The following is a 22,009-nucleotide window of genomic DNA, read 5'->3' on the forward strand; positions in this document are numbered from 1 at the left end:
AGTTTTGATGTGAGAGTGGAGTATATAGCTTAAATAAATAAAAAATTATTCATTGCGTTCGGATAACCTGAAGGGGAAGCAAATTGAAGAGCTAGAGCCATGAGGTAGAAAAAATATCGATATTGAGGCTAAAAGAAGAAGACAGAAAATAAAAATGAAAAATTGTAAAAAGTTGTAAAAAATATTTTAACAATCAATTATTTTCATAAAATGGTATTTTTTTCAGGTATAAAAAAGCATTTTTCGATGGGAGTTTTTTTGATATAAATCTCAACACTTAGCCCTTTTTTATTAAGATTATAAAAATGTTGGTCAAGTCTTTTTAGAAGCATTCATTTTTTGCAAAGTAGCCGCAAGAGCCGTTCTTAAAGCATTTTTTCCTCCTTGATGAGAAAAGTAATTTGATAAAAATTCATTTGTTCCCCCCTTTGTTGAAAACTCTTTTTCAAGCAGTGCAAAATCGGGAGATACAGAACAATTCGTTGTTATAATTTTACGCATTTCATCCGTAAGATTTCCAAACATCATGGTAAGAAATTCTGCTGATTGCTGTTTTTTTAACCCTTGTGTTATAAACCATTGATGGGCTGTTTCTATAAAATTAAAATATACTCCCATCAGAGAACCAGCTGTCATAAAAAGATTAAACTGCTCTTCCTTATCTAGCACCAATGTGCCCCCCAAAGCATCAAATAAAGTGCGTAAAAAGGGATGATCGGGATAGATTGGTGTCAAATTTTTGCATTCTGCAACAAAAGGTAACGGAACAGCACGATAGACTTTATGATTAATCCACTCTTCTATTTCTGCTGCTTTCGCCATAGCAAGTACGGAAATAACCAGCTGTTCTGGACGAAAATGAAGAGAGCGCAAAAGGCTTTCTGCAATTTGGTTGGGCAAGCAAAGAAAAACACAATCACTAACATCGAGCAACGCTTGGTTATTTTCAGCAATCATAACCGTATCATAAGTGTGCGAAAGGCGCTCCGCTGTTTGTGCATTGCGAGGTGAAACAATAATGGAAGAAACATCAAAGGTGCTTGTCATTAAGCCATTCACCATTGAAGCACTGATTGTACCTGTTCCCAAAAAGCCAAGTTTCATTTCTATTTCACAGTTTTATATTTTAAAAAGAATTTCAATCAATATCTTCAAGTGTTTTAACTAACATAAACGCTAATTGAAGAAGCAACACATAACATAGCAAAAATAATCAAGCCCAAATAGATTTTTGGCTTGTCAAAGAGAACGGCAAAAGCAGAAAACCAACCAACAACAGCTGCGGCTAATGCAAATAAAAAACCTGGTTTATTCATAAGCACAATATGCATTGCCATTAAACCACCAATAATCAGCGCTCCAAAAACAATGAGTAAACCTGTTGCAAACTTTTCATAATCATCCATATTTCGCTCCTTATAGCGCTCAAACGGTTCACACTTTTTAACGCATATACACATAAAAACGAAACGTTTTTTATTGAGTATGGTTAAAACGGGGGATGCCTCTTATTGATCAGACGTAAAAAATGCAGGGATATGCTGTGGCCAGCGCCAAGGTAAAATTGCAATCAAATCAAAGCGTACAGACAAAAGGGCATAATCTTTTTGCCGTGCAAGCCAAATATCAGCTGCTGCCTCAATTCGCCTTTCATTCATTCGGGAAACCGCTTCCATTGCTTCAGCCAACGTTGAACGTGCTTTAACTTCAACAATTAACACAAGATTTCCACGTCGTGCAATTAAATCAATTTCACCACATTTTGTTTTAAAACGCATTTCAGCAATATGAAACCCTTTGCAACGTAGCCACCAAGCTGCCAATTTTTCTGCACGAACCCCTCGATAAAAAGACTTTTGTCTACGTTTTTTTTGTATAGTTTTATACATTATTTTGCGCATTTTTTAAAAAATTTAACCGCTGAAAAAGTTCCTGCTTTTTAAAACCGGTCTTTTTTGCAACAAAAGCTGCTGCTTGAGCAGCAGAATGTGTCCGTGCGCATTCTAATAGCATTTCATCAATTTCTTGATCATTCATCACATTTAAAGAAGAAGATGATTCTCCAACAAGCACAACAATTTCCCCACGAATACGGGCTTTTTTTCTGTAATTTTCCAACAAATTCCCCAAATTGGAAACATCTACTGTTTCAAACTTCTTTGTTAATTCACGACAAATGGCAGCAGGTCGATCAGCCGAAAAAAGAGTGGCCATATCCTGTAAAGTTTCAACAAGACGATGCGGTGATTCATAAAAAATCAAAGTTGCTGGAATCTCTTTTAGTTGTTCCAACCGTTTTCGGCGCTGTAGTTTGCGCGCACTCAAAAAACCTGCAAAGAAAAAGCTATCAGTAGGAAGCCCTGTCGTAATCAGAGCAGCTAAAAGAGCGGATGCTCCAGGAATAGAAATAATTTTATGACCAGATTTACGGGCTTCTTCTACCAATCGAAATCCGGGATCAGAAATAAGTGGCGTTCCCGCGTCTGAAACAAGCGCTACTGTTTTGTTTTCTGCTAAAGCCTCTAAGAGCTTCGGACCTGCTTTTTGCGCATTATATTCATGATAGAGAAAAGTTTTTTTTTGAATACCGTAATGTTCCAACAAAACACGTGTTACCCGCGTATCCTCACACGCTAAAATATCAACTCCTGCGAGAACTTGCAAAGCACGAAGCGTAATATCTGCAAGATTTCCGATAGGCGTTGCCACAAGATAAAGTCCTGGTTCTATAACGGGAGCAGAATAAGCATGCACACCTATAAAATATGCTTTTTTACACATACCCTTTTCTTTTCATCAAATTCTCCTCACCGCAAGATTTTTATCCATACTCATAAACCATTTTGGCTCATTTTTTACCAGTACATTTTTTATCATTTAAAGGCTTTCCTTACTCGAATAATCGATTACACTACAATAAGATAATCTCATATTTAACATCTTAATCTAACATTATTATCTATTTTGATCCGCGTTATCTTTTACAGTAAAACAAATTCCAGATATAACTAATATTCTATCTGCCCCATGATTTTCTATAAAGTTTTTTCTTCGAGAACCAAAAAACAATTTTCCCCATGCCACCATCTCACGCTTGGCTGTGCTCTTTAAAAAGCTAAGCTTTTTAGATTATTACTATCCCCTCTTTCAAATATTCCATTGATATCCAAACTGTTTTTCTGAGAAAATGTAAACAGCCTCTTTAAAAACACAAACAACTAACTGGCAGCATTGTTATTGATCAAATATAAGCTCTTATCGGCAAAATATTTCATTTTGTCATATTCTCTACAGCTTTAACAGTATAATGAGTACCTTAGAAACTTTTAAGATGAATTTTTATTTTAATATTTTGATTTATAATGCATAGTTTATCTTAAAATTATCTCATTTCAACTTTTCTTATCATCAATGAAACAAAATCATTTTCGTGCATCTTGGAACTTTCTCAAAACAGAAGCTATCGCGATATAGGGGCTAGAAAAGAGAATGATGTTTTTAGCTTGTACTTTTTATTGCGTAAATATGGAAGTGTTCATTTATGGGAGTCCGTTATATCTTTTTGGGACAGTGTCGCGAAATAGTTGTCCGACATATGTTGAGAACTATCTCTTAAAAAAAGCCTATGAATGAACAACACAAGTCTATTTTAATTTTGGATACCTTAATTTTTTCTGAAGGATATGCTCCCATAAAAAAATGTAAGTAATAGTGGGGGCAATACGTGATCTCTCTTTTTTAAAAGATATTGTGATGCTTTTGAAAGTTCTAAAATCGAATGGACAGATGATGGTAAAGAGGAAAACAGGTTTCTTCCTTCCAGGCTTCATATTCTTGCTAAATGAAGCTATATTTCCGTTTCAGAGATTATTCAAGTAGAATCCGCAATATTTTTGCTCTAGTTACAAAAGCTGGAACGGCGCGCAGAGCTTTCATGACCACTGTATGACGCATTTTATAGTGTTTTTTTTTGTAAAGCTTGTGCTTTCGCTGTTGCTTGTAAATCAACACCCAAAATTAACACAAGCGGAATATTTAAAAGAAAGATTAAAGTGAATGAAAGCTATTTTGGTTTTTATCAGATGTTTTGCTAATAGCGATAGTCTCCATGGCTTGGTATTTGCTTATTCTTACGGTATTTGTATACATTCATTGTAAGTATATTGGTAAAGCTTAGATGCAAGGCGATTAGCCTTGATGCAAAAATAAAAGGTTAATGTGATATTAAAGATTTTTTCGTGTTATTATCGGTAGAAACATTGAAAGGGCTTGAACAAGCATGCTCTTTATCTCGCAATGTTTTTTCTACATTTATCTATGGTTTTCTTTGGTGAGGCATTACTTGGCAAAGTGTAGGAGATAAAATAAACTTGAAGTGCGTCTCCATTTTATCAAGAAAAATATAAGGTATTTTGATCTAGAATATGTCACCAAGTATGCTGTCTTTTCGCACATGAAATTCATTTTTTCCTGAAGTATTTTCTTTTCCACTTAAATACGCTTTTCCTCCTCTTGACATGGATTGCGCGGCACATTCATTATCGAATTTGTCTATAAAGCTAAGCAAAGTGTATTTTAGACACTATAAAGAAAACAACATTGGAAAAGATAATGATAAAAGAAGCTCTCTCTTCATACTTTTGCTATGTTTACCCCCCGTTTCTTCAATCCATTAGTTTAACACCACCTATAAGGATTCATTTATATTTTCATGTACCGTTTTTTAGGCAAACCATTTTGACAATGCTTATCCCTCTTACTCCAAACAATATATTGATTTATAATAATATTTCACTGTTTTGCATGTTGAATGAGAGACCAGAATATTTTAGGATCTGTCATTCCAAGTCTGTTTATTTGAATCAATCAAAACCAATACTCTTGTATATCACAAGCGGGATGAGTGTGTGGACAAAATTTTTGTATAAGAAAGGAATAAAAATGGCTCTTATGAACTGTCTTAATGCAAGCACTGTCGCAACATTGGGGGGGGATGGCAAATATAGTGATGGTGCTGGCTTGCTTCTTCATAAGCGTAAAGATGGGGGGCTCAATGGCTTTATCGTTATACTATTCACGGGCGGCGCCGTGCAATGGGCGTGGGGGGCTTGAGAAATGTTTCTTAAAAAACACGGGAACTGGTAACTCAATGGCGTTCTGTTTTGCATGAAGGTCGTGATCCCATTAAAGAACGTGAGAAACAAAAGCTTGAGACAATGCGTAATCTCTATCATACATTGGGGGGTTACATATTGGGATAGAAGGGGCCCTCATTGCCTTGCGGACAGGTCCAAGTGATATTTTGGTTCGGATCTTTGATGTCGCATGTTTTACAATGTATGCAATTTGAAGCGTTGATCATATAAGTTAGATGATCATTATACTCTAGCCATTCGTAGACGGCGGCGGGACAATAGTGTGTGGAAGGTGCTCCATAAATAGCATATTCGGAATCTTTTTGTTTTTTAAATGAGATTATTTTTAAATGGCAAGGTTGATTTTCTTCATGGTGCGTATTAGAAAGGGCAACACTTGAAAGACGATCAAAGGTTACAACACCATCTGGTTTTGGGTAAGTAATGGGTTGAAATTTTTCTGCTGGTTCAAGATATGCATAATCTTCCTTTCTGTGGGGGAGTGTTTTAAATAAGGAAAATCCAAACAGCTGTTGCCACCACATATCAAAACCGGCAAGTTTAATTCCATATTTTGTCCCATATTTTGCCCAGAGCGGTTTGGCATTTCGCACTTTATAAAGATCTTTACCAATGGGACCTTTTCGCCATTGTTCTTCGATTTCTTTGACCTCATCATGGGCACGTCCTTGCGCGAGAGCGGTAGCGATTTTATCGGCAGCTAATATGCCAGATAAGATGGCATTGTGTGAGCCTTTGATGCGAGGAACATTGACAAAGCCAGCAGAGCAGCCAATAAGTGCTCCACCAGGAAAGGTGAGTTTTGGTACAGATTGCCAACCTCCTTCGCTGATAACACGTGCACCATAGGAAAGACGTTTTGCACCTTTGAAGATTTCATAGAGTTTGGGATGTGTTTTAAAACGTTGAAATTCTTCAAAAGGAGAAAGATAAGGATTTTTGTAATCTAAGTGCACAACAAAACCAACAGAAATGACATTGTTTTCTTGGTGATAAAGAAAGCCACCACCACCGGTATTATTCTCTAAGGGCCAACCAGTGAAATGTTGCACTAAACCACGTTGGTGTTTGTGGGGATCAATTTCCCAGAGTTCTTTGAGGCCAAGACCAAATTTTTGTGGTTCACGATTTTTGCTAAGATTAAAATGTTGTATCAGTTGTTTTGCTATTGAGCCACGTGCTCCTTCCGCAATCAGAGTATATTTTGCCAATAAAGCCATACCAGGCATATAATTTTTTCCAGGGGTTCCATCTTTGTTAAGCCCCATATCACCGGTGAGAACACCAATGATAGCTCCGTTATCTTTTTGGATGATGGGCTCTGTTGCTGCAAAACCAGGATAGATTTCAACACCCAACGCTTCAGCTTTTTTGCTTAGCCAGCGGCAGACGCTCCCAAGCGAAACGATATAACATCCGTTATTTGATAAGATTCTGGGATGCAAAATATTGGGAAATAGTGTTGCTTTTTGAGGCTTTAGAAAAAAAAATTGGTTCTGGGTGACAGGGGTTGTGAAGGGATGGTCGTTGTCATTTCTCCATTCTGGTAAGAGTGTATCGATACCAATGGGGTCAACAACTGCGCCCGAGAGAATATGTGCACCAACTTCGGTCCCTTTTTCAACAATTGTGACAGAAAGCTCAGGATTAATTTGTTTAAAACGAATTGCGGCAGAAAGCCCTGCGGGTCCTGCTCCGACAATGACTATATCAAATTCCATACTTTCACGTTGGTCATGCAGAGGTGCTTTCATGGCTTATAAAGCTTTCTCCAATTCTGGAACAATTTGGCGTGGATCATTTATAAGAGATGAATCAACGATTTGCATGATCAAAAGTTTTATAGTTTTTACTTTAACCATGGTTTTATTCAATTCCATATTTTCGCGTTGATGATCCAGAGATGCATTCATAGCTTATAAAGCTTTCTCCAATTCTGGAATAATTTGGTGGAGATCACCTACAAGGGTGTAATCGGCAATTTGCATGATGGGTGCTTCTTCATCTTTATTAATGGCAACAATAATTTGTGCATCCATGATACCGGCTAAATGCTGGATTGCACCGGAAATGCCAACGGCGATATAGAGTTCAGGGGCAACGACTTTTCCTGTTTGTCCAATTTGCCAGTCATTGGGAGCATAGCCTGCATCAACTGCTGCACGGCTGGCACCTAAAGCGGCATCTAATTTGTTTGCAAGGGGAAGAAGAAGTGCCATAAATTGTTCTTGAGAACCAAGACCACGCCCGCCTGATATAATAACACGTGCAGAGGTAAGATCAGGACGATCACTTTTGTTTGTTTCTGCTTTTACGAAAGAAGAAAGATTTCGATTGGGAGCTGGTGTTATTGTTTTAATGGGAGCCAAATTATTTTGGGAAGGCGTTGGTGTGAAAGAAGCTGTGCGAACTGTTATAATTTTTTTAGGATCATTGGTGCGTATAGTTTCAATTGCATTGCCTGCATAGATGGGGCGTTTGAAGGTATCAGGTGAAAGAACGGCGGTAATATCTGAAATTTGCATAAGATCAAGAAGGGCAGCTACGCGTGGCATCACATTTTTCCCAGTGCTACTGGATGCCGCCATGATCACATCATAATCATTGGCTAGCGTGAGAATTGTATCTGCCATAGGCTCGGCAAGTTGATGGGCTAAATAGTCTGCTTTTGCAATAAGAACTTGCCGCACACCATTAAGTTTAGCGCTATTTTCTGCTATCGTTTGAATTTTTTCTCCGCAAACCAGAATATCGATATCATTACTGAGTGCACGCGCAGCGGTGAACGCTTTTGCTGTTTCTTCTGTATTATGATCAGCCAATAAAAGAATTCCCATAAGTTTTTGCCCTTTTATGTGAGTGTTGCTTTTACTCTAGTGGTGAGAATATTAAATGCAGTTCTTTTGTTTTAGGGTACTGACAAGCTCTACTACATTCGCCACTTTAATACCGGATTGACGGGGTTTTGGCTCTTCAACACTTAAAATTGTTAAGCGTGATTCAGTATTGATGCCAAGATCAGCAAGAGATTTTTGTTCAATGATTTTCTTTTTTGCTTTCATAATATTGGGGAGAGAGGTGTAACGCGGTTCATTGAGCCGTAGATCGGCGGTCATAACCATGGGAAGGGGAAGACAAAGGGTTTGTGTTCCATTATCAACCTCACGAGTAACTGTAGCATGCCCATTTTCTATGTGAAGATGTGAGGCAAAAGTCGCCTGTCCCCAACCAAGAAGAGCAGCGAGCATTTGTCCTGTTTGGTTGCTATCGTCATCAATTGCTTGTTTTCCTAAAAAGACCATATCGGGTTTTTCTTCATTAACAATAGCTTTGAGAACCTTAGCAATTGCTAAGGGTTCAAGTGTTTGATCCGTTGTGACAAGAAGTGCGCGATCAGCTCCCATTGCAAGTCCTGTTCGTAGAGTTTCTTGGGCTGCTTCTGGGCCAATTGAAACAAGAAGAACTTCTGAAATTTTACCGGATTCTTTCTGGCGAATAGCCTCCTCCACGGCTATCTCATCAAAAGGATTCATAGACATTTTTACGTGAGACAGATCAACGCCTGTACTATCGGGTTTGACGCGTATCTTGATGTTATAATCAACAACACGTTTGACAGCGACAATTATCTTCATAATGATCCTCTTTGTTTGTATGAACATAAGTTTATAACAATACTCATAAGAAACCAAATTGTTTAGAATGAAGTTTCATTTATAACTTATGTTCTCTTTCATATAAGCTTTTTTACGTTTACTTGTACTTTCTCGTCGTCATTTTCAATCTTCATATTTTTGCATTGCCATAATTGCCTTATTTGCTTGAATAAAAAGTAAAAAATCAATCTGTTTTGGGAGAATATTCTTTTTAATTTCTTATGATTTATTTATGATGGTGCAATAGGTTCTTTATGCAATAAAAAATTAAGTAAAAAAGATAAAAATGGGGGGAATGGTTTTGCTCTTTGAATCTTGAAGACAAAAAAAGAGAATCTTGAAGACAAAAAAAGAGAATCTTGAAAACAAAAAAAGATCTTTCTTTCAAATATTTTAGATAAAGATTGGGGGGAAATATTTCTAACAAAAAAGTTTTTAGGAGTTTTTAAAGCTCTATTTACTAAAATAGAGCACACTTTCTTATCATTTGTTGCGATTCTTATCAAAAAGGTTAATGAGGGGTAAGCGTTTGTGAATACGAAGGGTCATACGATCGATCAGGCGACCAATCAGGTTAGGGACGGTAAATTCTTTTCTTTTGTTGAACAGAAAGAGGGAATAGATACTTCTGTAGAAGTAACGATGGCAGATATTGCTCAAAAATTACGCACCGTTTATGCGCAAATGCAAATGAAGCATTCCCCCCGTTCTTTGATGCAGCAGAGTTCTGTTGAAGAGCATTTAAAATCTTACTTAGATGATATTAGTCGGGCTATTTTGGCTGAACATTATATACGTCGTCAAAGGGAAAAAAAACTTTTTGAGTCTTTAGAGCAGATTAAAACAATTGTTCAAAGTTTGCAGAGTGAAAAAAAAAGCTTAGAAGCAGCAGTAACACGACAGGTGTCTCGTTCAAAATTACCTGATTCTGTTGTACAAAAACTTGCTCATATGGAATGTGAGGGAAATCAAGAACGCTTATTTATTCAAAAGGTAAAAAATTTTTCGAAACAAAACGGTATAATTCCGCTCCAAACAAATGTTGAAAATACGTTGCAGCAAGAAAATGAAAGCTCTTTGCCCAGTGATGCTCTGAAATCTTCTTTTAAAAAAGATGAGGGAGTAGTGACGCGTGCTGTGATAGAAGAAAAGGGTACTATGGATGTTCAGGAATCTAATCATTGCATTGAGAATGATTTTCCTTCTTTGAAGGCGCAGTCTTGGGAACATGTCTCGTTTTTATCTTGTTTCGTAAAAAAAAGTGTTCTTTGTTTTTTAACCGTTGTATTTGTAGTAGCGATAACGTTATGTCTTTATAGCTTTTTAAAAGGAGCTCGTTTTTTTTAATTTTTATGATGTTGATGTTAATAGATGTGAAATATATTGTGCATTCGCGTTTGTGCGAAAGCTATAGCAACTAAAATTATCTTTTTAAACACGCAACAGAGATTATTAGAAAAGAGGATAATTGGAGAAGGATTCTCTAATTGTTAAAAAGCTTCAAATTATCTTGAAGGTTCTGTAAGTGAGTATTTATTTACCAATTGCTGAAATGTCACTCAATATGCTGGTCTTGATTGGTATGGGAGTCGTTGCTGGCTTTTTTTCAGGTCTTTTTGGAATCGGTGGTGGATTTCTCATCACACCTTTATTGATTTTTTATAATATTCCTCCTGCTATTGCTGTCGGAACAGGCGCTAACCAGATGATTGCGTCATCTGTAACAGGGGCGATTACACATTTTAGAAGACGTACGCTCGATATTAAACTTGGTATTCTTTTGGCGATAGGAGGAGGGGTTGGTTCTTTAATCGGGATTCAGGTTTTCTCTGTTTTGAAGAAGTTAGGTCAATTAGACTTAATGATTTCGCTTCTTTATGTGATTCTTCTCGGAAGTGTAGGAAGCTTGATGATCGTTGAAAGTTGGTATGATATGATGCGCAAGCGTAAGGCAGGAAAGGCCAATATTCGTCTTGCTGGTCGACATAACTGGATTCATCGCTTACCTTTAAAAATGCGTTTTCGAACATCTATGATATATGTTAGCATCATTCCAGTTTTAGGGATTGGTCTCGTTGTGGGGTTGTTGTCTTCTATTATGGGAATTGGTGGGGGGTTCTTTATGATACCAGCATTGATTTACCTTCTGCGTGTTCCAACCAGTGTGGTGATAGGGACTTCACTTTTTCAGATTACATTTGTGTCTTCTTTCACGACAGTTTTGCAGAGTATGACTAATCAGTCTGTTGATATTGTCTTAGCTTTTTTGTTAATGCTTGGAGGAAGTATTGGTGCGCAATATGGAACACGGGCTGGACGGAAGTTAAAGGCTGAACAATTGCGTATGGCACTTGCATTTTTAGTGTTGATTGTGTGTATGCGTCTTGCGTTTCAATTATTTATACGCCCTGATAATCTTTTCTCTCTGGATATTCTTATGAGATAAAAATGGGTAGATTATTTTCTTTATGTATCATTGCAGGTTGCTTTTGTTTTGTTTCTTTTTCTACATGGTCACATGTTGGGACGCCAGCTACATTCATTGATCAAGTTGACCACGAAACTGTCCAAATTATCGTAACAACGAATACGATTATTGTGGATGCAAATTTTGCTGGTCGTGATCTTTATATTGCTGGTGTTTTGGAAAATATTGATCCGTTATATTCTCGACAGAACCGTTATGATATTATTGTAAGCTTGGAGGGACAAGACCGGACAATGGTGATGCGAGAAAAAAAACGCAATGCCGGTGTATGGGTTAATACAGATTCTCTTATTTTTAAAAAGGTTCCTCTATTTTACTCTATGGTCACAACACGTGAAATTGACGATATTACAAGCATTGAAGATTATAAACGCTTGGGGTTAGGATTGCTCTATTTGCCACTGCAGACGGATGAACAAGATCAGAAAAAAGTACAAAGCTTTCGCGATGAACTTATAAAATTGCAAAAAGCTAAAAGCCTTTATTATGAGGAAATAGGTGGTGTTCGTTTTGGTTCTGATACACTTTTCACAGCACATTTTCGTTTGCCAGCAAATATTCCTGTTGGACATTATAAAGTTCGTGCTTATCTTTTTCGTGATGGACAGTTTATTGATAGTGCAACAACAACTCTTGAAATTGTTAAAGCACATATCGCTTACACAATTTTTTATGCAGCGCACAAGTATCATTTTTTATACGGCATTGTTGCAGTGATTATTGCTATTACCACAGGATTTTTATGTCGTTTGATTTTTCGAAAAGATTAGTGCAAGGAAATGTGAAGGCGTTTATTTTTTATAAAAAATTCGTAAGATAAGAAAGATAGGCACAACAATAATAGCTCCCGTCATAGTTATATGAAAGAAATTTATAAGTGTTATAAAACCTGCTTCCCATAGTGATTGAAAAAAATTTACTATTTTTCGTATTAGGTTTAGGGGTGTCCATCCCAAAAAATTCATTACGATGCCAATGAAGAATGAAAGGATAAGCAATTTTAGACTAACACGGCTTAATATTCCTCCAAGAAATGTATGAGAAGAATCTAACAATTTTTTCTTTCGGCTCATTTTAATATACTTTCGAAGATCATTTTTTATTGTATTATCATAGTACAGCGATGTTATTATCATAAAAGAAAAACATTTTTTATTTTTTCTTACTTTTTTGAGTTTACTACCTTATACTGGTGTAAGAACAGTGCTGTTTTTTGAAATATACGCGTGTTTTATTGCATTTTCGCGATATTTTCATGGCGCTTCTTTCATTAAATGAAAGGATATCCTTTCGTTTCTGAGAATTTGTAGAGGAATTTTATAACGTTTTGATATTTCGCGTCAGGGTGAGAGTTTTTGTTCGTTGAAGATTCTGCAACCGACTTATTGTTGTTGTGTATAGAAATAATATTTCAAGACAGTTTACTTAAAAAAACTATTCATTCTGATAAGGCTATGCTTAAATAGGTATCATATTTAGGTATTTCAACCTTAGTGCATTGAAAAGATCTTTTTTCTGAAAAAATGCAAGCAATAAATTGAGTGTTGTTAAAGGAGCAAAGGTATTTAAAATACGATATTGAAAAAAGTTTTGTTATGTACGGGCACGTGAGGAAATGTCAGAGGTTTATGGTGCCAGTGCTTCTTTATTTGGAAATAATATATAATGAGAAGCCATTATTTAGTGGGGAATTATGGAAAAATTCAAAATTCCTTTTGCAGAAGGAGTAGAGGTGTTTGATGTTGGCCGATGGGCAAATTTTTCTGTTTTGTTGAAATATCAAATTATTATGAGAGCTCTTTGTTATTAAGGTTTTTGAGCTAACAGAGGATAGTCCTTTGACGGCATAAAAACCTAGAGTAAAGAAGAGGCAAGCTTGTCCGACATGAGAGAAAAAATCTTTGTTTTATAGCTTTCAATGGTAGACATTGTAATATTATCAATAGATTTGCGATGGATTATGTCATTCACCATATATTAGATTGTTTTTTGCTGCATATTGGGAGTTGGTTTTATAACTATGGGCAGGAGAAGTGGTTGGTAAGTGGTGTTGTTTGAAAGTTTTAATACTTTATCTCTCAGAGCCTATGGTTTGTCTAATTTTATTATTTTGCGCATTTTTGTTGCGTGGGGAATTTATACAATAAACTTTAAAAGGAAAAGTCTATGAACTTAAAAAGAAAAATACTGAAAAGTAGCGGATCTCTTGTTTCTGCTCTTATTGCACTAGGGGGAGTTGTACAACAGGTTTCAGCAAAAACACCGGCTGATACCCTTGTGATGGCTTGGAATCTGGATGCAATCAGTACGTTTGATCCTGCGCAGCTCACTGATGTTTATGGAAGTGAAATTGTTCGCAATGTCTGTGATAATTTGGTCAGTACTGCGACAGATGATCCTGCCAAAATGGTTCCAGCTTTAGCAACGCATTGGGATGTTTCAGGTGATGATCACAGTACGGTGATTACTTTTCATTTGCGTGATGGTTTGAAGTTTAATAATGGCAAGCCAGCCAATGCCAATGATCTTGTTTGGGGTATGAAGCGGGTTGTCAAATTAAAGATGGGTAATGCGGCAATTTTTAATGAATATGGAATTACAGAACAAAATGTTGATGATGCTTTGCAAGCTCTTGATGAGAAAACAGTGGTGTTGAAATTTGATAAGCCTTATCCAGCAGAGCTCATTCTGAATAATATTGTTGCAAGCCCTGCAACAGCTTTGCTTGATCGTAAGACGATTATGAAACATGAAAAAAATGGTGATTTGGGAAATCAGTATTTGAAAACTCATGCTGCTTGTGTTGGTCCTTATCAGTTAAAAAGTTGGCGCCCTGGAGAAGCGATTTTATTGCGTGCAAGCTCTCACTATTGGGGACTAGCACCTAAACTGAAGCAGATTGTAATTCGCCATGTTGCGGAGCCCGGAACACAACGCTTGTTATTGCAAAAACATGATATTGATGTTGCTCGTAATTTGACACCTGAAGATCTTGCAGATCTGCAAAAAACAACAGATGTTAAAGTTGAAAAAGTGTTGGTGCCAACCATGATGTACTGGGGATTTAATACGACGAACCCCATTTTTGCTAAGGAAAAAGTACGCTTGGCGATGCGTTATCTCATAGATTATGAAGGTCTTGGCAAGAAACTTCTCAAAGGGATTGGTATACCACGGGCAAGTTTTATTCCTCTTGGCAATCTTGGGGCTTTGGATGAAAAAGAAGGGCAACCCTTTAAGCTTGATATTCAAAAAGCCAAGCAGCTTTTAGCAGAGTCCGGTTATCCGAACGGATTTGAGGCAAATTTTCTCGTATCAAATACTCCTTATACTTTACTACTTGCTCAGTCACTCCAAGATAGTGCTGCGCAAGCGGGTGTGCGTCTTAAAATTGAGCGATTGGCAGGTACACAGTTGTTTTCCAAACTTTATGCCCGAGCTTTTGATACGGCTTTTGTCGGCTGGAATAATGATTCTGCGGATCCTCATACAATGGCTTCACGTCTTGTTTATAATCCAGATAATCGGTTTGAGGCAAAAAATACAGCTTATCCTAGTTGGCAGCATGGGTATTTTGATGCCAAGATGAATCAAAAAGTTGAAGAGGCATTGTTTCAAAAAGATCCGCAAAAACGGTCGCAAATATATGCTGATTTACAACGTGACCTTATGCAAAAAGGACCTTATGCGTTTATCTATCAGAAATATGGCGTTGTCGCGATGACACCGGATATCAAAAAGTGGGTTTGGAATAGTGCACCGCATATTTTTTATAGTAAAATTGAAAAATAAGTGTGTCTTCAATGCTGTTCAGTAAATAAAGGACATTGTTATGATATATTCGGCGTATTGTATAAATTTTCAAGCTTTGCAATACGTCGAAGATCACAGGTAATGCGGATATATTGTTGAATGTCTTTTCAAGACATTCGTTTAAGGAGATTTTTCATTCTCATTAGGCGGGGATGTTAAGTTTGAATATTTCAATTTCTCTGAATTGAAAAGTGGTCAATTTATTTGTTTAAAAATTAAGTGTAACATCAAAAACTAAGTATAACAAATGTCGCGGAATATAGTAGTGCTAAAGGTGAAAAGATTCTGCGGTGTTGAAAGAAAGTTTTGTTATGAGGAGATACACAAGGAATATCAGTTTTTTATGGTGTTTATATTTTCTTTTGCTTTGAAAGATAATGATATGCCAATTAGAGGGTGTTATTTTACAGGGAGTGATGAAAAAATCAAATTTCCTTTTGAAGAAGGAATGAAAGTCGTCGCACTTGGCAAACTAACGAATTTTCCTGTTTTATCAAATCGTCAAATTATTATGAAAGCTCTTTGTTATTAAGGAACTTGAGCCGAAAGGGCTAGTGCTTTGATGGTATACAAAACGCCGGGAGAAATAAGAGACAGCTCGCTTAACAAGATAGAGAAAAAATATCGGTTTTATAGTCTTCCATAGTAGGCATTATGATATCGTGAATAAGCTCTGTTGTTGGGGAGCGTTCATTTATATCAGAGTATTTTCCTTTGTATGTTTTGGTTTGGCTTATAAGTGTAGGCAGGAGGAGTCATTGGCAAGAGGTGCTTGTTCTTGAAGATTTTAACGCTTGGTTTTTAGGAGCCTATAGTTCGTCTAAACTTAATTATTAAGCACGTTTTGCTGCATGGGGAATTTATACAATAAATTTTAAAAGGAAAAGTCTATGAACGTGAAAAGAAAAATATTGAAAAAGAGCAGTTCTTTTGTTTCCGCTGTTTTTGCAATAGGGATGTTTGTGCAACAAGTTTCAGCAAAAACACCTACCAATACGCTTGTGATGGCTTGGAATCTCGATCCAATAAGTACATTTGACCCTGCACAACTCAATGACCGTTATGGAATTGAAGTGGTTAACAATATTTGTGATAATTTAGTCGTTTCTGCTACAGATGATGCGGCTAAAATGGTTCCCTCATTAGCGAAGAGTTGGGATGTTTTAAGTGATGACCAGAGTACGGTGATTACTTTTCATTTGCGCGATGGTTTAAAGTTTAATGATGGTCGTTCTGCTCATGCCAATGATCTTGTTTGGGGTATGAAGCGGGTTGTGAAATTGAAATTGTCCAATGCGGCAACATTTAATGAATATGGGATTACAGAACAAAACGTTGATGAGGCTTTTCAAGCACCGGACGACAAAACGGTGGTGATGAAATTTGATAAGCCTTATCCTGCAGAGCTCATTCTTAGTAATATTTCCACTAATCGCACTGCTGCCTTGCTGGATCGTGAGACACTTATGAAAAACGAACAAGATGGTGATATGGGAAATCGGTATTTGGCAAGTCATTCTGCTTGTGTTGGTCCTTATCAGTTAGAGAGTTGGCGCCCTGGAGAAGGGATTTTGTTGCGTGCAAGCTCCAATTATTGGGGGGAGGCGCCTAAATTGAAGAAGATTTTAATTCGCCATGTTGCGGAGCCTGGGACGCAACGTTTATTGTTGGAAAAACACGATATCGATGTTGCACGTAATCTGATGCCAGAGGATTTGGCAGATCTCCAAGCAACAACGGATATTAAGGTTGAAAAAGTGTTGGCGCCTTCCATGATCATATGGGGGTTTAATACGACGAATCCTATTTTTGCCAATGAAAAAGTGCGTTTAGCGATGCGCTATCTTATTGATTATGAAGGGCTCAGTAAGACTCTTCTCAAAGATGTTGGTATTCCTCGTGCAAGTTTTATTCCTCTTGGTAATCTTGGGGCTTTGGATGAAAAAGAAGGACAACCTTTTAAACTTGATCTTCAAAAAGCAAAGCAGCTTTTAACAGAGGCAGGTTATCCAGATGGTTTTGAAGCCAATATTTTTGCAGGGGCATCTCCTTATCCTTTTGCTTTGCCTATTGCTCAGTCCCTTCAAGACAATGCAAAAAAGGTTGGAGTACGTTTTAAAATTGAACGTTTTGTAGGTACGCAGTTGTTTTCAAAATTTTATGCGCGTGGTTTTGATACAATTTTTTTCGGATGGAATAATGGCTCTGCGGACCCCCATACAATGGCTTCACGTCTTATTTACAATCCTGATAATCGGCTTGAGGCTAAAAATACAGGCTATGCGAGTTGGTGCCATGGGTATTTGGATAAAAGTATGAATCAAAAGGTTCAAGATGCGTTGTTTGAAAAAGATCCTCAAAAACGGGTGCAAATGTATGCTGATTTGCAACGTGAATTTATGCAGAAAGGACCCTATGCTTTTATTTATCAGACATATGTTTCTGTAGCGATGACACCTGATGTCAAAAAATGGGTTTGGAATAGTGCACCACGTATTTTTTATAGTGCAATTGAAAAATAAAAGGGTATCAAGTTTATAAAATATAAAAAACATGATCATGATATATTTGATGTATTGCAAAGTTCTTTAATACTTTGCAATACATCAAGGATTGTGAATAATAGGAGGTGTGTTGCTGAGTGTCTTTTCAAGATTTCTATTTCAAAAGGGATCTTTCATTCTCATTAAAGATGTGTTTGCTTGGATGTTTAAGACTTAATATTTCAACTTCCATGAATTGAAAAGTGGTCAATTCATTTGCTGAAAAAATTAGTACAACAAATGTTGTGGCATTTAGCATTGTTAAAGGAGCAAAGACATTTTCAATGTTGAAGAAGAGTTTTGGTATGAAGGTAACGAGGAATATCAGTTTTTTATGGTGCCTATGTTATGTTTCCTTTTGTTTTGAAAGATGATACTCTGCAATTGGAGAGTATTATTTTATGGAGAGTGATGAAAAAATCCAAATTTTCTCTTGAGAAGGAGGGTAAATGATCAATTTCAGCAAATTACAATTTATCCAAAATCATCAAAATATTAAATTTTTATTGAGGCTCTTGAAGCAATCGGAGGTGGTGATTTCGCGACACTTTTTAGAAAATCAAAAAAAGAAATTTGAAGAAAAAGGTCTGTTTGATAAAGCAAAAGAAAATTTTTCCTGATATGTCCCAAATTGTAAGCACTGTGATATCTCCAACAGGTGCTGTTATGCTTAATATTTTCGTTTTATATCAGATCGTTTTCTGTTGCATATTTTGGTTTCATCTATACCTGCTTAGAGAGACTGAGTGCTTGGTAGGTGCTTGTTGCTGTTTAGTTTTTTATTTTATTTTGAGGAGGTATGTTTTCTAAGTCTAACCTTATTATTTCTTGCACGTTATTGTTGCATGGAGAACTTATACAATAAATTTTAAAAGGAAAAGTCTATGAACTTGAAAGAAAAAATATTGAAAAAGAGCAGTTCTTTTGTTTCTGCTGTTTTTGCATTGGGGATTTTTGTGCAACAAGTTTCAGCGAAAACACCTGCCGATACGCTTGTAATGGCTTGGAATCTTGATTCAATAAGTACATTTGATCCAGCACAAATCAATGACCGTTATGGTAATGAAGTTCTTGTCAATGTTTGTGATAATTTAGTCGTTTCTGCTACAGATGATGCAGCTAAACTTGTTCCCTCTTTGGCGAAGAGTTGGGATGTTTTAAGTGATGACCAGAGTACGGTGATTACTTTTCATTTGCGTGATGGTTTGAAGTTCAACGACGGTCGTCCTACAAATGCCAATGATTTGATTTGGAGCATGAAGCGGGTTGTGAAAATGAAGATGGCTGCTGCGGCGACATTTAATGAATATGGAATTACAGAACAAAACGTTGATGAGGCTTTTCAAGCGCCGGACGACAAAACGGTGGTGATGAAATTTGATAAGCCTTATCCTGCAGAGCTTATTCTTAGCCATTTTGCCACTAGTCGTACACTTGCCTTGCTGGATCGTGAGACACTTATGAAAAACGAACAAGATGGCGATATGGGAAACCGGTATTTGGCTAGTCATTCTGCTTGTGTTGGTCCTTATCAGTTAGAGAGTTGGCGTTCTGGAGAAGGGATTTTGTTGCGTGCAAGCTCCAATTATTGGGGGGAGGCGCCTAAATTAAAGAAAATTTTAATTCGCCATGTCGCAGAGCCTGGAACACAACGTTTACTGTTGCAAAAACACGATATTGATGTGGCGCGTAATTTGATGCCAGAGGATTTGGCAGATCTCCAAGCAACAACGGATATTAAGGTTGAAAAAGTGTTAGAGCCATCCGTGATCATATGGGGGTTCAATACGACGAACCCTATTTTTGCCAATGAAAAAGTGCGTTTAGCGATGCGCTATCTTATTGACTATGAAGGTCTCAGTAAGACCCTTCTCAAAGATGTTGGTGTTTTACGTGCAAGTTTTATTCCTCTTGGTAATCTTGGGGCTTTGAATGAAAAAGAAGGACAACCTTTTAAACTTGATCTCCAAAAAGCAAAGCAGCTTTTAACGGAAGCCGGTTACCCAGATGGTTTTGAGGCCAATATTTTTGCAGGGGCATCTCCTTATCCTTTTGCTTTGCCTATTGCTCAGTCCCTTCAAGACAATGCAAAAAAGGTTGGAGTACGTTTTAAAATTGAACGTTTTGTAGGTACGCAGTTACTTTCAAAACTATTTTCACGTAGCTTTGATACAATTTTTTTCGGATGGAATAATGATTCTGCCGATCCTCATACAATGGCTTCACGCCTTATTTACAATCCTGATAATCGGCTTGAGGCTAAAAATACAGCCTATGCGAGTTGGTGCCATGGGTATTTGGATAAAAGTATGAATCAAAAGGTTCAAGATGCGTTGTTTGAAAAAGATCCTCAAAAACGGGTGCAAATGTATGCTGATTTGCAACGTGAATTTATGCAGAAAGGACCTTATGCTTTTATTTATCAGACGTATCATACTGTAGCGATGACACCTGATGTCAAAAAATGGGTTTGGAATAGTGCACCACGTATTTTTTATAGTGCAATTGAAAAATAAAAGGGTATCAGGTTTATAAAATATAAAAAACATGATCATGATATATTTGATGTATTGCAAAGCTCTTTAAGACTTTGCAATACGTTGAATTTTATCGGGAATGGATTACTATGTTGTGTAAAGAATTTTATTTCAGGAATTCTTATGAAAGATGTGTTTGTGTGGATGTTAAGATTGAATATTTTAGCTTCTATTGATAGAATCTTCGGATGGAATAATGACTCCCGAAATCTCCATACAATGGCTCTAAGCTTTTTTATAACTCGGATAATCGGTTTGAAATTCAAAGTATAAGCTGTTCTAGCCGGTGTTATGGGTATTTTGATGAAGCTATAAATAAAAAGTTTAAAGATGTGTTGTTTCAAAAAGATTCATAGAAATGGGCGTAAAGAATTGAAAAATGGTAAGTTTGTTTAGTGAAAAAACAGGTGTAACAAATGTAGCAGAATTTACTGTTTCCGAGATAGCAGGAGCTCTAAAGCGTGTTGTTGAAGAAAAGTTTGGTTATGTACGGGTGCGTGGGGAGATATCAGGTTACCGTGGTACTCATGCTTCGGGACATGCTTATTTTGCTTTAAAAGATGATAAGGCACGGTTGGAAGCTGTTATTTGGCGTGGAGTGATGGAAAAGCTCAAATTTCCTCCTGAAGAAGGAATGGAAGTGGTTGCTGTTGGTAAACTTACAACTTATCCGGGGTCATCGAAATATCAAATTGTCATTGAGGCTCTTGAACCAACGGGGGTTGGTGCTTTGATGACACTTCTTGAAAATCGTAAGAAAAAATTTGTAGAAGAAGGCTTATTTGATGAAGCAAAGAAAAAACCTTTGCCTTATATGCCTCGAGTTATAGGCGTTGTAACATCACCAACAGGTGCTGTTATTCGTGATATTATTCATCGTATATCCGATCGTTTTCCGTTACATATTTTGGTTTGGCCTGTACGTGTTCAGGGGGAAACAAGTGGGAGAGAAGTCGCTGTTGCTGTTGAAGGTTTTAATGCTCTTGCTCCAAGAGGACTTATTCCAAAACCTGATCTTATTATTGTTGCACGGGGAGGGGGAAGTTTAGAAGATTTGTGGGGGTTTAATGACGAAGCTGTTGTTCGTGCTGTTTATGCCTCTACTCTTCCCGTTATTTCTGCTGTTGGGCATGAAACGGACTGGACTTTGATTGATTATGTCGCTGACTGGCGTGCTCCCACTCCTACAGGAGCTGCAGAAAAGGCTGTTCCCGTTAAGCTTGATCTTGAAGTGTGTGTTGCGTCTCTTGGGGCACGTTTGCGCAAGGGACTTGTACGTTCTTTTGATTTTCATCAACAAAAGTTGCGTGCAGCCAGACGTGGTCTTCCCACTGTCGACCAACTTTTTGCTCTACCACGGCGTGGTTTTGATGAAATTTCAAATCGATTACAGCGTGCTCTTTGTGTAAGCTACGATAAAAAACGTTTTTCTTTTCATACTCTTCGTTTACGCCTTTCATTACGTTTGTTAAATAGTGAAAAAGCACAACGTAATACAAAAGAATATACGGCGCGTCTTCATCGTGCTTTTGTGCGTAGTGTGGAAAAACAACGTGCCAAAATGGAGCTTGCATTTAGACTTTTAAAAAGCACTTCTTATCAAAATATTTTAGAGCGTGGTTTTGTTTTGGCTTTGGGGAAAGATCATAAGCCCATTAAACGGTTGGCTCAGTTTCCTGAAACAGGGCAAATAGATTTACGCTTTTTTGATGGGGATATCAGTGTTGCAACACAAGAACCTGTTTTTTCTAAACGTTCAAAACAAAAGCAGATAAAGTCACCAAGTAATGATCAAGGAACTCTCTTTTAATAGGTT

The 22,009-nt window shown here is 37.1% G+C and carries 17 protein-coding genes and 1 pseudogene; 9 read left to right on the plus strand and 9 right to left on the minus strand.

Annotated elements, in window-relative coordinates; translation table 11 throughout:
* Positions 1-312 precede the first annotated feature (312 nt).
* The 4 genes from QHG57_RS05665 to rsmI all read right to left on the minus strand — a co-directional run bounded on the left by QHG57_RS05665 (position 313) and on the right by rsmI (position 2,781).
* A complete protein-coding gene (locus QHG57_RS05665) occupies positions 313-1,104 on the minus strand; it encodes a pyrroline-5-carboxylate reductase (RefSeq protein ID WP_330168883.1) in 792 nt (263 codons plus the stop codon).
* 56 nt (positions 1,105-1,160) lie between these two features.
* Positions 1,161-1,406 (minus strand): hypothetical protein, encoded by a 246-nt coding sequence (locus QHG57_RS05670; RefSeq protein WP_330168884.1) that lies wholly within the window; start codon positions 1,404-1,406, stop codon positions 1,161-1,163.
* Between the two features lie 102 nt (positions 1,407-1,508).
* The gene (locus tag QHG57_RS05675; protein ID WP_330168819.1) at positions 1,509-1,877 is read right to left on the minus strand and encodes a YraN family protein; all 369 of its coding nucleotides are present in this window, start codon (positions 1,875-1,877) and stop codon (positions 1,509-1,511) included.
* 4 nt (positions 1,878-1,881) lie between these two features.
* Positions 1,882-2,781 carry a 16S rRNA (cytidine(1402)-2'-O)-methyltransferase gene (rsmI, locus tag QHG57_RS05680; protein WP_330168885.1) on the minus strand — a complete coding sequence of 300 codons (900 nt, stop codon included), beginning with the start codon at positions 2,779-2,781 and terminating at the stop codon, positions 1,882-1,884.
* A 2,160-nt stretch (positions 2,782-4,941) separates the two neighbouring features.
* Between rsmI and QHG57_RS05685 the strand changes: the two are divergent.
* A pseudogene (locus QHG57_RS05685) lies at positions 4,942-5,234 on the plus strand (Arm DNA-binding domain-containing protein); the annotation flags it as partial.
* An 11-nt stretch (positions 5,235-5,245) separates the two neighbouring features.
* On the opposite strand, the gene QHG57_RS05690 reads toward QHG57_RS05685, so the two are convergent.
* Genes QHG57_RS05690 through QHG57_RS05705 form a run of 4 tightly spaced genes read right to left on the minus strand, consistent with a single transcriptional unit; the run spans position 5,246 to position 8,791 of the window.
* Positions 5,246-6,910: an electron transfer flavoprotein-ubiquinone oxidoreductase gene (locus tag QHG57_RS05690; RefSeq protein ID WP_330168886.1), complete on the minus strand. Its 1,665-nt coding sequence runs from the start codon at positions 6,908-6,910 to the stop codon at positions 5,246-5,248.
* A gap of 3 nt (positions 6,911-6,913) precedes the next feature.
* On the minus strand, positions 6,914-7,069 hold the full coding sequence (locus tag QHG57_RS05695; protein ID WP_330167492.1) for a hypothetical protein: 156 nt from the start codon (positions 7,067-7,069) through the stop codon (positions 6,914-6,916).
* A gap of 3 nt (positions 7,070-7,072) precedes the next feature.
* The gene (locus tag QHG57_RS05700) at positions 7,073-7,993 is read right to left on the minus strand and encodes an electron transfer flavoprotein subunit alpha/FixB family protein (protein ID WP_330168887.1); all 921 of its coding nucleotides are present in this window, start codon (positions 7,991-7,993) and stop codon (positions 7,073-7,075) included.
* Between the two features lie 51 nt (positions 7,994-8,044).
* Positions 8,045-8,791 carry an electron transfer flavoprotein subunit beta/FixA family protein gene (locus tag QHG57_RS05705; RefSeq protein WP_330167494.1) on the minus strand — a complete coding sequence of 249 codons (747 nt, stop codon included), beginning with the start codon at positions 8,789-8,791 and terminating at the stop codon, positions 8,045-8,047.
* Positions 8,792-9,343: 552 nt separating this feature from the next.
* Here QHG57_RS05705 and QHG57_RS05710 point away from each other — a divergent pair.
* The 3 genes from QHG57_RS05710 (at position 9,344) to QHG57_RS05720 (ending at position 12,070) form a co-directional block, all read left to right on the plus strand.
* Complete coding sequence (locus tag QHG57_RS05710) at positions 9,344-10,159, plus strand: hypothetical protein (RefSeq protein ID WP_330167495.1); 816 nt, start codon at positions 9,344-9,346, stop codon at positions 10,157-10,159.
* A 178-nt stretch (positions 10,160-10,337) separates the two neighbouring features.
* Positions 10,338-11,258: a sulfite exporter TauE/SafE family protein gene (locus tag QHG57_RS05715; protein WP_330167496.1), complete on the plus strand. Its 921-nt coding sequence runs from the start codon at positions 10,338-10,340 to the stop codon at positions 11,256-11,258.
* Positions 11,259-11,260: 2 nt separating this feature from the next.
* Positions 11,261-12,070 (plus strand): TIGR02186 family protein, encoded by an 810-nt coding sequence (locus QHG57_RS05720; protein WP_330168888.1) that lies wholly within the window; start codon positions 11,261-11,263, stop codon positions 12,068-12,070.
* Positions 12,071-12,091: 21 nt separating this feature from the next.
* On the opposite strand, the gene QHG57_RS05725 is transcribed toward QHG57_RS05720, so the two are convergent.
* Positions 12,092-12,373, minus strand: coding sequence for a DUF6460 domain-containing protein (locus tag QHG57_RS05725; protein ID WP_330167498.1), 282 nt, complete (start codon positions 12,371-12,373; stop codon positions 12,092-12,094).
* Between the two features lie 1,093 nt (positions 12,374-13,466).
* Here QHG57_RS05725 and QHG57_RS05730 point away from each other — a divergent pair.
* The 5 genes from QHG57_RS05730 (at position 13,467) to xseA (ending at position 22,003) form a co-directional block, all read left to right on the plus strand.
* Positions 13,467-15,092, plus strand: coding sequence for an ABC transporter substrate-binding protein (locus tag QHG57_RS05730; RefSeq protein WP_330168889.1), 1,626 nt, complete (start codon positions 13,467-13,469; stop codon positions 15,090-15,092).
* Positions 15,093-15,456: 364 nt separating this feature from the next.
* Positions 15,457-15,645 (plus strand): exodeoxyribonuclease VII large subunit, encoded by a 189-nt coding sequence (locus QHG57_RS09785; protein ID WP_273723779.1) that lies wholly within the window; start codon positions 15,457-15,459, stop codon positions 15,643-15,645.
* A gap of 358 nt (positions 15,646-16,003) precedes the next feature.
* Entirely contained in the window at positions 16,004-17,635 is a 1,632-nt protein-coding gene (locus QHG57_RS05740; RefSeq protein ID WP_330168890.1) for an ABC transporter substrate-binding protein, read from the plus strand.
* Positions 17,636-18,540: 905 nt separating this feature from the next.
* On the plus strand, positions 18,541-20,172 hold the full coding sequence (locus QHG57_RS05745) for an ABC transporter substrate-binding protein (RefSeq protein ID WP_330167501.1): 1,632 nt from the start codon (positions 18,541-18,543) through the stop codon (positions 20,170-20,172).
* 400 nt (positions 20,173-20,572) lie between these two features.
* Positions 20,573-22,003, plus strand: coding sequence for an exodeoxyribonuclease VII large subunit (xseA, locus tag QHG57_RS05750; RefSeq protein WP_330168891.1), 1,431 nt, complete (start codon positions 20,573-20,575; stop codon positions 22,001-22,003).
* Positions 22,004-22,009: the final 6 nt, after the last annotated feature.

The organism is Bartonella grahamii subsp. shimonis, from assembly GCF_036327415.1.
GTDB lineage: Bacteria > Pseudomonadota > Alphaproteobacteria > Rhizobiales > Rhizobiaceae > Bartonella > Bartonella shimonis.

Coding starts and splice junctions, on each gene's coding strand:
- xseA (WP_330168891.1), top strand. CDS start 20,573: ATGGTAAGTTTGTTTAGTGAAAAAACAGGTGTAACAAATGTAGCAGAA.
- QHG57_RS05670 (WP_330168884.1), bottom strand. CDS start 1,406: ATGGATGATTATGAAAAGTTTGCAACAGGTTTACTCATTGTTTTTGGA.
- QHG57_RS05700 (WP_330168887.1), bottom strand. CDS start 7,993: ATGGGAATTCTTTTATTGGCTGATCATAATACAGAAGAAACAGCAAAA.
- QHG57_RS05690 (WP_330168886.1), bottom strand. CDS start 6,910: ATGAAAGCACCTCTGCATGACCAACGTGAAAGTATGGAATTTGATATA.
- QHG57_RS05695 (WP_330167492.1), bottom strand. CDS start 7,069: ATGAATGCATCTCTGGATCATCAACGCGAAAATATGGAATTGAATAAA.
- QHG57_RS05720 (WP_330168888.1), top strand. CDS start 11,261: ATGGGTAGATTATTTTCTTTATGTATCATTGCAGGTTGCTTTTGTTTT.
- QHG57_RS05730 (WP_330168889.1), top strand. CDS start 13,467: ATGAACTTAAAAAGAAAAATACTGAAAAGTAGCGGATCTCTTGTTTCT.
- QHG57_RS05665 (WP_330168883.1), bottom strand. CDS start 1,104: ATGAAACTTGGCTTTTTGGGAACAGGTACAATCAGTGCTTCAATGGTG.
- QHG57_RS05705 (WP_330167494.1), bottom strand. CDS start 8,791: ATGAAGATAATTGTCGCTGTCAAACGTGTTGTTGATTATAACATCAAG.
- QHG57_RS09785 (WP_273723779.1), top strand. CDS start 15,457: ATGGTGTTTATATTTTCTTTTGCTTTGAAAGATAATGATATGCCAATT.
- rsmI (WP_330168885.1), bottom strand. CDS start 2,781: ATGTGTAAAAAAGCATATTTTATAGGTGTGCATGCTTATTCTGCTCCC.
- QHG57_RS05745 (WP_330167501.1), top strand. CDS start 18,541: ATGAACTTGAAAGAAAAAATATTGAAAAAGAGCAGTTCTTTTGTTTCT.
- QHG57_RS05740 (WP_330168890.1), top strand. CDS start 16,004: ATGAACGTGAAAAGAAAAATATTGAAAAAGAGCAGTTCTTTTGTTTCC.
- QHG57_RS05725 (WP_330167498.1), bottom strand. CDS start 12,373: ATGAGCCGAAAGAAAAAATTGTTAGATTCTTCTCATACATTTCTTGGA.